Source organism: Caldimonas thermodepolymerans, from assembly GCF_015476235.1.
Taxonomy (GTDB): Bacteria; Pseudomonadota; Gammaproteobacteria; order Burkholderiales; family Burkholderiaceae_C; genus Caldimonas; species Caldimonas thermodepolymerans.
This window is the reverse complement of the sequence record NZ_CP064338.1, coordinates 3,514,131-3,527,035: the sequence shown is the minus strand read 5'-3', so window position 1 is coordinate 3,527,035 and position 12,905 is coordinate 3,514,131. Positions and strand designations below refer to the sequence as shown.

The following is a 12,905-nucleotide window of genomic DNA, read 5'->3' as shown; positions in this document are numbered from 1 at the left end:
CCATGGCCCGCATCGACCTCGACCTCGCGCATTCCTACAAGCCGCGTCCCCAGACCGACGAGGACTACGCGCTGCTGCCGCTGAAGATGAGCTTCCGCGACGGCGGGGCCTACGCCCTGCTGGGGCCGTCCGGCTGCGGCAAGACCACGTTGCTCAACATCATTTCCGGGCTGCTGCAGCCCTCGCATGGCAGCGTCAGCTTCGACGGACGCGACGTCACCGCGCTGACGCCGCAGGAACGCAACATCGCCCAGGTGTTCCAGTTCCCGGTCATCTACGACACGATGACCGTGGCGCAGAACCTGGCCTTCCCGCTGCGCAACCGGGGCGTGCCGCCCGAGCGCATCCGCCAGCGCGTCGGCCAGATCGCCGAAATGCTGGAACTGAGCGGCCAGCTCGACCAGCGCGCCGCCGGGCTGTCGGCCGATGCCAAGCAGAAGATCTCGCTGGGCCGGGGGCTGGTGCGCGAGGACGTCTCCGCGGTGCTGTTCGACGAGCCGCTGACGGTGATCGACCCGCACCTGAAGTGGCAGCTGCGGCGCAAGCTCAAGCAGATCCACCACGAGCTGAAGCTCACGCTGATCTACGTCACGCACGACCAGGTCGAGGCGCTGACCTTCGCCGACGAGGTGGTGGTGATGACACGCGGCAAGGCGGTGCAGGTCGGCACCGCCGACCAGCTGTTCGAGCGGCCCGAGCACACCTTCGTCGGCCACTTCATCGGCTCGCCGGGCATGAACTTCCTGCCGGTGCGCCATGTCGACGGCCACCTGGAGTTCGGCCGGCTGCGCCTGGCCGTGCCGCCGCAGCGCGCCTCGGCGCTCGCGCAGGCACGGGAGCTGGTGCTGGGCGTGCGGCCCGAGTACGTGCGGCCCGCGGCGGCCGGTGACCTGAGCGCGCTGCCGGTGCAGGTGAGGCAGGTGCTGGACATCGGCACCCACTGGCTCGTGACCGGGCAGGTCGGCGAAGGCGGGCAGGCCGCGACGCTGAAGGCGCGGCTGCACCCGGAGCTGCCGCCGCCGCGCGTCGGCGAGACCATGTGGTGGTCGGTGGTCGGCGACCACACCTGCTTCTACCAGAACGACGTGCGCATCGCCTGAGGCGCCAGCGCCGCGACGGAGGAGACGAGCGATGAAACCCATCAATCAGAAGGCCTGGCTGCTGGTGCTGCCGGTCGTCATCTGCGTGGCCTTCTCGGCCGTGCTGCCGCTGATGACGGTGGTGAACTACTCGGTGCAGGACATCATCTCGCCCGAGCGCCGCGTGTTCGTCGGCACCGAATGGTTCGCGATGGTGATGCGCGACGAGGAGCTGCACGCGGCGCTGTGGCGCCAGCTGACCTTCTCGTGCGCGGTGCTGCTGGTGGAGATCCCGCTGGGCATCGCGCTGGCGCTGTCGATGCCGGCGCAGGGCTGGAAGGCCTCGGCGGTGCTGGTGCTGGTGGCGCTGTCGCTGCTGATCCCGTGGAACGTGGTGGGCACCATCTGGCAGATCTACGGCCGCTCGGACATCGGCTTGCTGGGCTACGTGATGGCGAAGCTCGGCATCGACTACAGCTACACCGGCAACGCCACCGACGCCTGGGTCACCGTGCTCGTGATGGACGTGTGGCACTGGACGCCGCTGGTGGCGCTGCTGGCCTACGCCGGGCTGCGCTCCATCCCGGATGCCTACTACCAGGCCGCGCGCATCGACGGCGCGTCCAAGTTCGCGGTGTTCCGCTACATCCAGCTGCCCAAGATGCGCGGGGTGCTGATGATCGCGGTGCTGCTGCGCTTCATGGACAGCTTCATGATCTACACCGAGCCCTTCGTGCTCACCGGCGGCGGGCCCGGCAATGCCACCACCTTCCTCAGCCAGTACCTCACGCAGAAGGCGGTCGGCCAGTTCGACCTCGGACCGGCCGCGGCCTTCTCGCTGATCTACTTCCTCATCATCCTGCTGCTGTGCTTCATCCTCTACAACTGGATGCAGCGCGTGGGCACGCAGAGCCCGACGGAGGCCGGCCATGCCTGAGATCGCCGCACCCGCCGCCCCCGCGGCCACGCAACGCACGGCGCGACAGCGCGCCGGGACGGGCGCGCGCTTTCGCAAGCGCACGCTGTTCCTGGTCGCCTACCTCGTGTTCGCCATCCTGCCGATCTACTGGATGGTCAACATGTCGTTCAAGACCAACCACGAGATCCTCAGCGGCTTCACGCTGTGGCCGCACGAGTTCACGCTGGACAACTACCGCACCATCTTCACCGACCCGGCGTGGTACTCGGGCTACATCAACTCGCTGATCTACGTGGCCATCAACACGGTGATCTCGGTCTGCGTCGCGCTGCCGGCGGCCTACGCGTTCTCGCGCTACCGCTTCCTGGGCGACAAGCACGTGTTCTTCTGGCTGCTGACCAACCGCATGACGCCGCCGGCGGTGTTCCTGCTGCCGTTCTTCCAGCTCTACACGACGCTCGGCCTGATGGACACGCACATCGCGGTGGCGCTCGCGCACCTGGTGTTCAACGTGCCGCTGGCGGTGTGGATCCTGGAGGGCTTCATGAGCGGCATCCCGCGCGAGATCGACGAGACCGCCTACATCGACGGCTACTCGTTCCCGAGGTTCTTCTTCAGGATCTTCCTGCCGCTGATCAAGGCCGGCGTCGGCGTGGCGGCGTTCTTCTGCTTCATGTTCAGCTGGGTCGAGCTGCTGCTGGCGCGCACGCTGACCAGCGTGAACGCCAAGCCCATCGTCGCGACGATGACGCGCACGGTGTCGGCCTCGGGGATGGACTGGGCGCTGCTGGCTGCCGCCGGCGTGCTGACCATCGTGCCGGGGGCGATCGTGATCTGGTTCGTGCGGCACTACATCGCCAAGGGCTTCGCGATGGGCCGCGTCTGAGGCACGGAGGACTGCGATGTTCGATTGGATGGTCTGGACGACGCCGGTGGCGGTCTTCTTCATCTGCATCGCGCTGATGCTGGTCGGCATGACGGTGTGGGAGATCAGGTCGCCGACGACGCTGCGCAAGGGGTTCCTGCCGATCTCGACGACGCGCGGCGACCGGCTGTTCATCGGCCTGCTCACCGCCGCCTACATCAACCTCGCCTGGGTGGGCCTGGGCGAGAAGATGATGGAGTGGTTCTCGCTCGAGGACGAGCCCTCGGTGTGGATTAGCTTCGTGGTCTCGATGGCGGTGCTGGCACTGATCATGCGCAAGGGTTAGGGCATGGAGGATCGCCCCGGCCCGCCGGGGCGCATCGACGAGGGATCCGGGCCGGTGCTTCCCGCGGCCTGTGTCTGTCATGCGCACGGGAAGGCATACATCTCGAAGAGGAGACAGCGATGAAACAGCGCTTGAGCGTAGTGGCCTTTGCGGCGATCGCCTTGTCGATCGGCCAGGCTGCCTGGGCGGGCGAGGCCGAGGCGAAGAAGTGGATCGACAGCGAGTTCCAGCCGTCGACGCTCTCCAAGGAGCAGCAGATGGCCGAGATGAAGTGGTTCATCGAGGCCGCCAAGAAGCTCCAGGCCAAGGGCGTGAAGGAGATCTCGGTCGTCTCCGAGACCATCACCACGCACGAATACGAGTCCAAGACCCTGGCCCGGGCGTTCACCGAGATCACCGGCATCAAGGTCAACCACGACCTGATCCAGGAAGGCGACGTGGTCGAGAAGCTGCAGACGTCGATGCAGTCGGGCAAGTCCATCTATGACGGCTGGATCTCCGACTCCGACCTGATCGGCACGCACTACCGCTACGGCAAGATCCTGCCGCTGACCGACTACATGAACGGGCCCGGCAAGGAGTTCACCAACCCGGGCCTGGACCTGAAGGACTTCATCGGGCTGAGCTTCACCACCGCGCCGGACGGCAAGGTCTACCAGCTGCCGGACCAGCAGTTCGCCAACCTGTACTGGTTCCGCGCCGACCTGTTCGAGCGTCCGGACCTGAAGGAGAAGTTCAAGGCCAAGTACGGCTACGAGCTGGGCGTGCCGCTGAACTGGTCGGCCTACGAGGACATCGCCGAGTTCTTCACCAACGACGTGAAGACCATCGACGGAAAGCCGATCTACGGCCACATGGACTACGGAAAGAAGGACCCGTCGCTCGGCTGGCGCTTCACCGACGCCTGGCTGTCGATGGCCGGCGCCGCCGACCGCGGCATCCCGAACGGCCTGCCGGTGGACGAGTGGGGCATCCGCGTGGCCGACGACAAGTGCACGCCGGTGGGCGCCTCGGTGCAGCGCGGCGGCGCGACCAACTCGCCGGCGGCGGTCTACGCGCTGACCAAGTACGTCGACTGGCTGAAAAAGTACGCGCCCAAGGAAGCCATGGGCATGACCTTCAGCGAGGCCGGCCCGGTGCCCGCGCAAGGCCAGATCGCGCAGCAGATCTTCTGGTACACCGCCTTCACTGCCGACATGACCAAGCCGGGCCTGCCGGTGGTCAACCCGGACGGCACGCCGAAGTGGCGCATGGCCCCGTCGCCCTACGGCCCGTACTGGAAGGACGGCATGCAGAACGGTTACCAGGACGTGGGTGCGTGGACCTTCTTCAAGAACCACGACCCGAACCGGCTGGCCGCGGCCTGGCTGTATGCGCAGTTCGTGACCTCCAAGACGGTGTCGCTGAAGAAGACCATCGTCGGCCTGACCCCGATCCGCGAAAGCGACATCCAGTCGCAAGCGATGACCGAGATGGCACCCAAGCTGGGTGGCCTGGTCGAGTTCTACCGCAGCCCCGCGCGGGTGGCGTGGACGCCGACCGGCAACAACGTGCCCGACTATCCGAAGCTCGCGCAGCTGTGGTGGAAGCACGTGGCCACCGCCGTCACCGGCGAGCGCACGCCGCAGCAGGCGATGGACAACCTGGCCGAGGAGATGGACCAGGTGATGGCCCGCCTCGAGCGCGCCGGCATGGAGAACTGCCCGCCCAAGCTGAACAAGAAGCAGCCGGCGGAGAAGTGGCTGAGCGACACCGGCGCGCCGTGGAAGAAGCTGGCCAACGAAAAGCCCAAGGGCGAAACCATCGCGTACGACAAGCTGCTGGCGGCCTGGCGCGAAGGACGCAAGCGCTGAGGCGTTCCGGCGCTTCCAACCGGGTGTGACTCGGCCCCGCCGCACCTCGTCCCCGGCGGGGCTTTGCACCGCGCATCGCCGTCACCGGCGCTGCGCGGTTTTTTCTCGCCCGACCTGGCCGCGCGTCACCGGGGCAGGGTGGGCACCTCGTGGTGCTCCCCGAGGCGGGGCGGCGGCTCGCCCAGCGCGGCCGCGCGCGCCATCGTGAACAGCTGGGCCATGCGGCTTGCGGTGACGTCCCAATACTCGGCATGGTCGACCTGGACGGCGAGCAGGCCGAGGTTGGGGTCGTCCGGCCCGTGCCGGAACCAGGCCGCGTCGGCCTTCGACCACAGCGCCTGCTTGCGTTGCGGGTCGTCGACGAAGCGGGCTCGCCCTGCGATCGAGACGTAGCGGTCCTGCTGCGGGTCGGCGTAGGCGACGTTGACCTCGCCGTCGTCCTTCAGGTCCAGCGCCGGTGCACTGTCCAGCGCGACGAAGAACCACAGCACCGGGGGCCCGTCGTCCAGCGTGCGGTTCTGCGTGGTCATCGGGCGCGAGCGCAGCTGCCCGTCGCGGTGGCGCGCGGTCAGCATGCCGTGGCGGATGTCGTGGATGAGCGCCCACAGGCGCTGCTGCGGGGAGGCATCGGGAGGCAGGGGCATGGCGGGTTCCGGGGTAAGAGGCCGTCACAGCATCGGCGGCGGCATGACGGGCGGCTCGTGCACGGGCACCGGCTGCTCCGGCGCCGGCGGGTCCTCGATCTCCGGCGGCACGGGGTCGGGCCCGGGCGGCGGCACCTCGATGGGCGGCGAGGGGGGCGGGGGCACGGGCGGTGCCGGCGGGTCGGTGTGCGCGCGCCAGGACGCGCGGGCGGGGCTCACGGCGCGCTCCCGGTCAATGCCGACGGTCGAAGGCATCCTTGACGCGTTCCTTCGCGTCGCCGAAGTCGCCGCGCAGGTCGCCCGCGGTCTTCTGCACGCGTCCCTTCGCTTCCAGCCGTTCGTCGCCGGTGGCACGGCCGGCGACTTCCTTGGCCTTGCCCTTGGCCTGCGTGATGCGGCCCTTGATCTGGTCCCGGTTCATGGCGATTCCTTTCGTCGGTGGGAACCGGGCCGGCCGGATGCCGGCCCGTTCATGCCACTGTGCGACGACGGGAATCGCCGGCCTGTCGGCCGCGAGCGAGCGCGCGTGTAGGCGGGGGCTGACTCAGGCGGCCAGCGCGTCGTCCAGCACCTCCACCCAGTGGCGCACCGGGGTGGCGGTGCCGGTCTGCAGGTGCTGGATGCAGCCGATGTTGGCCGAGACGATGGCCTGCGGGCGCAGCGGCTCGAGATGGGACAGCTTGCGGTCGCGCAGCCGGTAGGCGAGCTCCGGTTGCAGTACCGAGTAGGTGCCGGCCGAACCGCAGCACAGGTGCGATTCGCCGGTGGCCAGCTCGACCTCGAAGCCCAGGTCGCGCAGGCCGGCCTCGACGCCGCCGCGCAGCTGCTGGCCGTGCTGCAGCGTGCACGGCGGGTGGTAGGCGAGCTTCATGCCGGCCGCCTTCGCCGCCAGGCGCGGCTTGAGCCTGGGCACCAGGTCCGGCAGCAGCTCGGACAGGTCGCGGGTCAGTTCGCTGATGCGCCGGGCCTTCTCGGCGTACTCCGGGTCGTGCTGCAGGTGGCGCGCGTACTCCTTGACGGTGACGCCGCAGCCCGAGGCGTTCATCACGATGGCCTCCACCTTGCCGCGCACCACCAGCGGCCACCAGGCGTCGATGTTGCGGCGCATGTCGGCCAGCCCGCCTTCGTGGTCGTTGAGGTGGGTGCGGATCGCGCCGCAGCAGCCCGCACCGTCGGCCACCACGGTCTGGATGCCGGCGGCATCGAGCACGCGCGCGGTCGCGCTGTTGATGTTGGGCATCATGGCCGGCTGCACGCAGCCGGTCAGCAGCAGCACCTGGCGGTCGTGCGGGCGCGTGGGCCACTGGTGCGCGCGCGCCGAGCGGTCGCGCGGCGGAACCTTGTGCTTCAGCGCCTTGGGCAGCAGCGGCCGCAGCGCCTGGCCGAGCTTCATCGCGGGGCCGAACAGCGGCGAGGTCAGGCCTTCCTTGAGCAGCGTGCGCACGAAGCGCTCGCCGGCCGGGCGCGGCACGCGTTCCTCGACGATGCGGCGCCCGATGTCGACCAGCGCGCCGTACTGCACGCCCGACGGGCAGGTGGTTTCGCAGTTGCGGCAGGTCAGGCAGCGGTCCAGGTGCTCCTGCGTGCTGCGTCCGGCCGGCTGGCCCTCGAGCACCTGCTTGATCAGGTAGATGCGCCCGCGCGGGCCGTCGAGTTCGTCGCCGAGCAGCTGGTAGGTCGGGCAGGTCGCGGTGCAGAAGCCGCAGTGCACGCACTTGCGCAGGATGGCCTCGGCCTCGCGGCCTTCGGGCGTGTCCTGGAATTCGGGGGCGAGGTGGGTCTGCATGCGGTTCAGAACTCCGGGTAGAGGCGGCCGGGGTTGAACACGCCCGCCGGGTCGAAGGCCTTCTTCAGTTCGCGGTGGATGCGGTCCAGCGGCGGGACGAGCGGGGCGAAGCGGCCCACGCCGGGGTCGCTGCCGTAGAACAGCGTGGCGTGCCCGCCGGCCAGGCGCGCGGCCTCGCGCACGACCGGGGCCGGGGTGGCCGTGGACCACCAGCGCTGCGCGCCGCCCCATTCGATCAGCTGCTCGCCCGACAGCTGCAGCGGCGTTGCCACCGAGGGCACCGACAGCCGCCACAGGCTGCCGCCTGCCGCCACCGCGGCCTTGGCCTTCATGAAGAATTCGTCGGTGTGGTCGCGCAGGCCCTGCCAGAAGGGCTGCGCCTGCACCTCGGGGATGCGTTCGCCGCCCAGCGACCGGGCGGCCGCCTCGACGGCCGCTGCCGCACCGCACAGGCGCAGCACCAGCGTGCCGTCCCACCAGGCGCTGGCGTTGATCGGCAGGGGCCGTCCGCCCCATTCGTTGAGGCGCTGGATCGCCGTGCCCTCGTCCATCTCGAAGCGCAGCGTGGCGGTGGCCGGCGGCACCGGCAGCACCTTCAGCGAGACCTCCAGGATCACGCCCAGGGTGCCCAGCGAGCCGGCCAGCAGGCGCGCGACGTCGTAGCCCGCGACGTTCTTCATCACCTGGCCGCCGAAGCCGAGCACCTCGCCCCGGCCGTTGAGCAGCGTGGCGCCGAGCACGAAGTCGCGCACCGCGCCGACGGCCGCGCGCGCGGGGCCGGACAGGCCGGCAGCCACCATGCCGCCGACCGTGCCGCCCGGCGCGTAGCGCGGCGGCTCGAACGCCAGGCACTGGCCCTTTTCGGCCAGCGCCGCCTCCAGTTCCGCGAGCGGCGTGCCGCAGCGCGCGGTGACCACCAGCTCGGTCGGCTCGTAGCTGGTGATGCCGCGGAAGCCGGTCACGTCCAACGGCTCGGCGCCTTCGACGGGGTGGCCGTAGAAGGCCTTGGTCCGGCCGGCCTGGATGGACAGCTTGCGGCCGTCCGCGGCGGCGGCGCGGGTCTGGTCGATCAGGGAATCCAGGATGGGGTCGCTCACGGGGTGACCTTCTTCAAAGTGACGTGCCCGGACCCTGCCGGCCGGGCGTGCGGGCAGGCCGCGCCCGCAGGGGCCGGCAGCCGTCGATGCGCGTGGCGTCCGGTGACGTGCAAGATCCCGCCCTCAGAAGCGCGGCAGGTCCGCAAACGCCATCAATCCCTTGCGCACCACCATCTTCCCGTACTCGGCGCAGCGGTTGTGGGTGGGTACCACCTTGCCGGGGTTGAGCAGTTCCAGGGGATCGAAGGCCTGTTTCAGCGCGCGCATCTGCGCCAGCTCCTCGGGCGTGAACTGCACGCACATGGAGTTGAGCTTCTCGACGCCCACGCCGTGCTCGCCGGTGACCGTGCCGCCCAGCGCGACGCTGGTCTCCAGGATCTCGGCGCCGAACAGCTCGCAGCGGCGCAGCTGGTCGGGGTCGTTGGCGTCGAACAGGATCAGCGGGTGCAGGTTGCCGTCGCCGGCGTGGAACACGTTCACGCAGCGCAGGCCGTACTTCTGCTCCATCTGCGCGATCGCGGTCAGGATGTCGGCCAGCTTCTTGCGCGGGATGGTCGAGTCCATGCACATGTAGTCCGGGCTGATGCGCCCGCTGGCCGGGAACGCATTCTTGCGGCCGCTCCAGAACTTCAGGCGCTGCGCCTCGTCGCGGCTGACCTCCACGCGCGTCGCGCCGGAGCCGACCAGCACGTCGACCATGCGGCCGATTTCCTCCTGCACCTCCTCGGGCGTGCCGTCGCTCTCGCACAGCAGGATGGCCTCGGCGTCCAGGTCGTAGCCGGCATGGACGAAGTCCTCGACCGCGGCGGTCATCGGCTTGTCCATCATCTCCAGCCCGGCCGGGATGATGCCGGCGGCGATCACGTTGGCCACTGCCTCGCCGGCCTTGCGCACGTCGTCGAAGCTGGCCATGATGCAGCGCGCCAGCTGGGGCTTGGGGATCAGCTTCACGGTCACCTCGGTGACCACGCCCAGCATGCCCTCGCTGCCGATGAACAGCGCCAGCAGGTCCAGCCCCGGCACGTCCAGCGCGTCGCTGCCCAGCTCGATGGGCTCGCCTTCGACCGTGTAGCCGCGCACCTTCAGCACGTTGTGCACGGTCAGGCCGTACTTCAGGCAGTGCACGCCGCCGGAATTCTCCGCCACGTTGCCGCCGATCGTGCAGGCGATCTGGCTGCTCGGGTCGGGCGCGTAGTACAGCCCGTAGGGGGCCGCGGCCTCGCTGATGGCCAGGTTGCGCACGCCGCTTTGCACGACCGCCGTGCGCGCGTAGGGATCGATCTTGAGGATGCGGTTGAACTTCGCCAGGCTCAGCGTCACGCCCAGGCGGTGCGGCAGCGCGCCGCCGGACAGCCCGGTGCCGGCGCCGCGCGCGACCACCGGCACGCGCAGCCGGTGGCAGGTGCGCAGCACCGCGGCGACCTGCTCCTCGGTCTCCGGCAGGGCCACGGCCAGGGGCTGCTCGCGGTAGGCGGTCAGCCCGTCGCATTCGTACGGCGTGGTGTCCTCGCGCCGCCACAGCAGCGCGTGGGCCGGCAGCACGGCCGACAGGGCGGCCACGACGGCCTGCTGGCGTTCGCGGCGCTCGTGTTCGGCAGCAGCCTGGGCATCGCCGTGGGCCGCCGCCTGGGCCGCTTCGGGCGGCAGGGGCGCATTCATCGTGAGGTCTCCTCGTCGGCCGCCGCTCCACGGCAGCCGGAGCGCGGTCTTCGGTGGTGGGCAACTGTATCGCCCCGAAGCTGAGAGCTGGCTGAAGTTTGCACCATCGCGGCGCGGCGGTGGCCCGGTCAGGGCGCCAGCCGCGCGGGCCGGGGCGGCGCCGGGGGCACGAGTGCCGGCTCCCAGGGCGAGCGCGGCAGGTGCCGCACCCCGGGCAGCCAGGGGCGATGGGGGCCGGGCACCCAGATCACCGGCGGCGGGTCCGCCGGCCGCGCCAGGCGTTCGCGTTCGAGCTCCATCTGCAGCGCCAGCTGCTCGCGCCGCAGCCGCTCCAGCTCCAGCTGGTGCTGCAGGCGTTCGCGCTCGACGGCGGCCTGCCGGGCCCGTTCCTCGGTCGCGCGGTGGCGGGCTTCGGCCGCCTCGCGCCGGGCCGCCGCCTGGGCCGGGTCCTCGGGCTCGAATACCCAGTCGCGCTCGATCACCGCGCCCGGGGCGGGCCGGTCGGACAGCACCACCCGGCCGTCCGGCAGGCGCTGCTGGTAGATGGTCTGCATCGCGCCGGCCAGCGCGGGGCCGGCCAGGCCGGCGGCAAGCCAGGCGGCAGCGAGAAGGGGCAGGGCGGGGCGGCGCATGCAGGGTTCGACCGGGGACGGCCGCCGTGGTTCCTCCGGGCCAGGCCCGGGCGGCCAGGACTACACTGTGACCCTTTTGCAGCTTCCCATCCCCTGACGCCCATGCCGTCCGTCGACCGTCCCCGTCCGTACCTGTCGCTGTGGTTTTCCGGTGCGTTCCTGCTCATCGCGCTGCTCGTCTGGGCGCTGTTGCCGGCGGAGCAGGTCATGGCGCTGGTGATCGAGGGCGGGCCGATCGAGATGCCTTCGGCCCTGCTGTACTTCGCGGCCGCCATCGCGCTGTGGTTCATGCGGCGGCGCAGCATGCCGGTGGCGCTCGCGCTGGCCCTGACCGTCATGTTCTGCGCCTTCGGTGCGCGCGAGCTGGACCTGCACAAGGCCTGGAGCGGCGCCAGCGTGCTGAAGGTGAGCTATTACCTGCGCCCGATGGTGCCGCTGCAGCACAAGCTGGTCGCGCTGGCGGTGCTGCTGCCCGTCATCGCGTCGGGGCTCTACCTGCTGCTGCGCTGGGCGAAGCCGGTGTGGCAGGGGCTGCGCGCACGCCATCCGGTGGCCGTGACGGTGGTGGTGTTCTTCGCCACGATGGCGGTGGCCAAGGTGGTCGACCGCTCGCAGAACGTGCTGCTGGAGGACTACGGCATTGCGTTCACTGCGTCGCAGGAAGCCCTGCGGGCCTCGGTGGAGGAGTTCCTCGAGCTGGGCCTGGGCGTGCTGGCCTTTTTGGGGCTGTGGCAGCACCGGCGCCTGGGCTGACCGTGCCGCTGGCGCCTCAGGCCGCCTGGCCATCGGTGAGGACGGTCAGCACCCCGGTGTAGCCGTACAGGTGCCGGTGGGCGATCTCGCCGCCAGCGAAGAAGCCGGTCAGCGGCACGTCGCCCAGCGCGTGGCGCACGATCTGCAGCTCGGCCGAGGGCCCGCCGAAATGGGGGCCGCCGCGCCCGGCGCAGCTGACGTACACCGCACCGACGATGCGCCGGCCCGCCTCGCACGGCCGTGGAGCTTCCGGGCTGAGGCCGCGGGCCAGCGCCGGGACAGGTGCCGGTGGCGGCAGCACCTCGGGTTCCAGCTCCTCGCGGATCTCCGCGCAGATGCGCACCAGGTCGCGTCGCGCGGCCTGCGCGTCGCGCGCGCAGAACGCCAGCTGCATGCCTTCGGCCGGCTCGTCGGCCACCGCGATGCCGCGCTGGCGCGGGTCGATGCCGATCAGGTGGCGCACCCGGGTGTCCACGCCGAACTGCCCGGCCCGCGAGATCGCGGGCGACGCGGCGTCACTCAAGCCCACCAGCGTGCGCTGCAGGCGTGGCAGGGCCTGGCGGGGGTCGGTCTCGCCGTCCAGCGCCAGGTCGCGCAGTAGGCAGTCCAGCGCCGGCTCGTCGTCCAGCGTGGCCACCACGTTGCGCTCGACCTGGGTGATGCGCCGTGCCGGCCCGACCGGCTGGCAGCCCTGGGTGACGCGCGAGACCAGCGGCACCGAGGCGTCGAACGCGACGCCCGACAGCCCGCCGTCCCACACGCCGTCGGCGACATGCAGCGCGCGCGAGCGCGACGCGGCCAGCCCGCCGAACAGGTAGCCGCCCTGCATCCGGTCGGCCAGCTCGCCGACCAGCTCGTCCATGTCCGGCGTGGCCGGATCGGCGTGCACCAGCGCCGTGTGGGCGGCGAAGCCCGGCGGCAGCGGCTGCACGCCCGAGAACACCTGGAAGCTGCCGCGTGGCGGGTCGCCCAGCATCACGCTGAGGGCGGGCTCGTCGAAGTACTCCACGCCGCTGCCCATCACGCCCACGCCCACGCTGCCGACCCAGTGGGTGCCGGGAAAGTGCCGGCGCAGCTCGTCGAGCAGGGCGTCGGCGTGCGCGGCGAGGTGGTCGGTCAGGTACAGCCAGCCGAGTGTCGGCTGGGCGACCGCGCCCGGGCGGCCGCGCTGCGCATCGAGCTGCGGCAGGACCATCGACAGGGCCATGCGCCAGTCGGGATGCGCCGCATGGGCGTGCAGGAAGGTGTTCATGGGCGCAGTGTGCCGCGACG

14 protein-coding genes are annotated in these 12,905 nt (G+C 70.7%); 6 read left to right on the top strand and 8 right to left on the bottom strand.

The features are described 5' to 3' along the window. The first annotated feature begins 2 nt into the window (after positions 1 to 2). The 5 genes from IS481_RS16690 to IS481_RS16670 all read left to right on the top strand — a co-directional run bounded on the left by IS481_RS16690 (position 3) and on the right by IS481_RS16670 (position 5,062). On the top strand, positions 3 to 1,100 hold the full coding sequence (locus tag IS481_RS16690) for an ABC transporter ATP-binding protein (protein ID WP_104356296.1): 1,098 nt from the start codon (positions 3 to 5) through the stop codon (positions 1,098 to 1,100). Between the two features lie 31 nt (positions 1,101 to 1,131). Beyond that, complete coding sequence (locus IS481_RS16685; RefSeq protein WP_104356295.1) at positions 1,132 to 2,016, top strand: carbohydrate ABC transporter permease; 885 nt, start codon at positions 1,132 to 1,134, stop codon at positions 2,014 to 2,016. Further along, positions 2,009 to 2,884, top strand: a complete 876-nt coding sequence (locus IS481_RS16680; RefSeq protein ID WP_232529344.1) for a carbohydrate ABC transporter permease — start codon at positions 2,009 to 2,011, stop codon at positions 2,882 to 2,884. The genes IS481_RS16685 and IS481_RS16680 overlap by 8 nt, the downstream gene beginning before the upstream one ends. A gap of 16 nt (positions 2,885 to 2,900) precedes the next feature. Then, positions 2,901 to 3,209: a DUF2160 domain-containing protein gene (locus IS481_RS16675; RefSeq protein WP_104356294.1), complete on the top strand. Its 309-nt coding sequence runs from the start codon at positions 2,901 to 2,903 to the stop codon at positions 3,207 to 3,209. A 119-nt stretch (positions 3,210 to 3,328) separates the two neighbouring features. Then, positions 3,329 to 5,062 carry an ABC transporter substrate-binding protein gene (locus IS481_RS16670; protein ID WP_104356293.1) on the top strand — a complete coding sequence of 578 codons (1,734 nt, stop codon included), beginning with the start codon at positions 3,329 to 3,331 and terminating at the stop codon, positions 5,060 to 5,062. A gap of 125 nt (positions 5,063 to 5,187) precedes the next feature. Here IS481_RS16670 and IS481_RS16665 read toward each other — a convergent pair whose 3' ends face one another. From IS481_RS16665 to IS481_RS16635, 7 genes are all read right to left on the bottom strand, one after another. Then, positions 5,188 to 5,706 carry a pyridoxamine 5'-phosphate oxidase family protein gene (locus IS481_RS16665; RefSeq protein WP_104356292.1) on the bottom strand — a complete coding sequence of 173 codons (519 nt, stop codon included), beginning with the start codon at positions 5,704 to 5,706 and terminating at the stop codon, positions 5,188 to 5,190. A 24-nt stretch (positions 5,707 to 5,730) separates the two neighbouring features. Continuing rightward, positions 5,731 to 5,925: a hypothetical protein gene (locus IS481_RS16660; protein ID WP_132764735.1), complete on the bottom strand. Its 195-nt coding sequence runs from the start codon at positions 5,923 to 5,925 to the stop codon at positions 5,731 to 5,733. Positions 5,926 to 5,938: 13 nt separating this feature from the next. Beyond that, positions 5,939 to 6,127, bottom strand: a complete 189-nt coding sequence (locus tag IS481_RS16655) for a CsbD family protein (protein WP_104356290.1) — start codon at positions 6,125 to 6,127, stop codon at positions 5,939 to 5,941. A 123-nt stretch (positions 6,128 to 6,250) separates the two neighbouring features. After that, positions 6,251 to 7,492, bottom strand: coding sequence for a glycolate oxidase subunit GlcF (gene glcF, locus IS481_RS16650; RefSeq protein ID WP_104356289.1), 1,242 nt, complete (start codon positions 7,490 to 7,492; stop codon positions 6,251 to 6,253). A gap of 5 nt (positions 7,493 to 7,497) precedes the next feature. After that, the gene (glcE, locus tag IS481_RS16645; protein ID WP_104356288.1) at positions 7,498 to 8,589 is read right to left on the bottom strand and encodes a glycolate oxidase subunit GlcE; all 1,092 of its coding nucleotides are present in this window, start codon (positions 8,587 to 8,589) and stop codon (positions 7,498 to 7,500) included. 123 nt (positions 8,590 to 8,712) lie between these two features. Next, positions 8,713 to 10,248 carry an FAD-linked oxidase C-terminal domain-containing protein gene (locus tag IS481_RS16640; protein WP_104356287.1) on the bottom strand — a complete coding sequence of 512 codons (1,536 nt, stop codon included), beginning with the start codon at positions 10,246 to 10,248 and terminating at the stop codon, positions 8,713 to 8,715. Between the two features lie 128 nt (positions 10,249 to 10,376). Continuing rightward, positions 10,377 to 10,880 carry a hypothetical protein gene (locus IS481_RS16635; protein ID WP_104356286.1) on the bottom strand — a complete coding sequence of 168 codons (504 nt, stop codon included), beginning with the start codon at positions 10,878 to 10,880 and terminating at the stop codon, positions 10,377 to 10,379. A gap of 102 nt (positions 10,881 to 10,982) precedes the next feature. Here IS481_RS16635 and IS481_RS16630 point away from each other — a divergent pair, with 102 nt between their 5' ends. Beyond that, positions 10,983 to 11,633: a hypothetical protein gene (locus IS481_RS16630; RefSeq protein ID WP_104356285.1), complete on the top strand. Its 651-nt coding sequence runs from the start codon at positions 10,983 to 10,985 to the stop codon at positions 11,631 to 11,633. A gap of 16 nt (positions 11,634 to 11,649) precedes the next feature. Here the strand turns inward: IS481_RS16630 and IS481_RS16625 are convergent, their stop codons facing one another. Then, a complete protein-coding gene (locus IS481_RS16625) occupies positions 11,650 to 12,885 on the bottom strand; it encodes an FIST signal transduction protein (protein ID WP_104356284.1) in 1,236 nt (411 codons plus the stop codon). Positions 12,886 to 12,905 lie beyond the last annotated feature (20 nt).

Coding starts and splice junctions, on each gene's coding strand:
- IS481_RS16690 (WP_104356296.1), top strand. CDS start 3: ATGGCCCGCATCGACCTCGACCTCGCGCATTCCTACAAGCCGCGTCCC.
- IS481_RS16685 (WP_104356295.1), top strand. CDS start 1,132: ATGAAACCCATCAATCAGAAGGCCTGGCTGCTGGTGCTGCCGGTCGTC.
- IS481_RS16680 (WP_232529344.1), top strand. CDS start 2,009: ATGCCTGAGATCGCCGCACCCGCCGCCCCCGCGGCCACGCAACGCACG.
- IS481_RS16675 (WP_104356294.1), top strand. CDS start 2,901: ATGTTCGATTGGATGGTCTGGACGACGCCGGTGGCGGTCTTCTTCATC.
- IS481_RS16670 (WP_104356293.1), top strand. CDS start 3,329: ATGAAACAGCGCTTGAGCGTAGTGGCCTTTGCGGCGATCGCCTTGTCG.
- IS481_RS16665 (WP_104356292.1), bottom strand. CDS start 5,706: ATGCCCCTGCCTCCCGATGCCTCCCCGCAGCAGCGCCTGTGGGCGCTC.
- IS481_RS16655 (WP_104356290.1), bottom strand. CDS start 6,127: ATGAACCGGGACCAGATCAAGGGCCGCATCACGCAGGCCAAGGGCAAG.
- glcF (WP_104356289.1), bottom strand. CDS start 7,492: ATGCAGACCCACCTCGCCCCCGAATTCCAGGACACGCCCGAAGGCCGC.
- IS481_RS16640 (WP_104356287.1), bottom strand. CDS start 10,248: ATGAATGCGCCCCTGCCGCCCGAAGCGGCCCAGGCGGCGGCCCACGGC.
- IS481_RS16635 (WP_104356286.1), bottom strand. CDS start 10,880: ATGCGCCGCCCCGCCCTGCCCCTTCTCGCTGCCGCCTGGCTTGCCGCC.
- IS481_RS16630 (WP_104356285.1), top strand. CDS start 10,983: ATGCCGTCCGTCGACCGTCCCCGTCCGTACCTGTCGCTGTGGTTTTCC.
- IS481_RS16625 (WP_104356284.1), bottom strand. CDS start 12,885: ATGAACACCTTCCTGCACGCCCATGCGGCGCATCCCGACTGGCGCATG.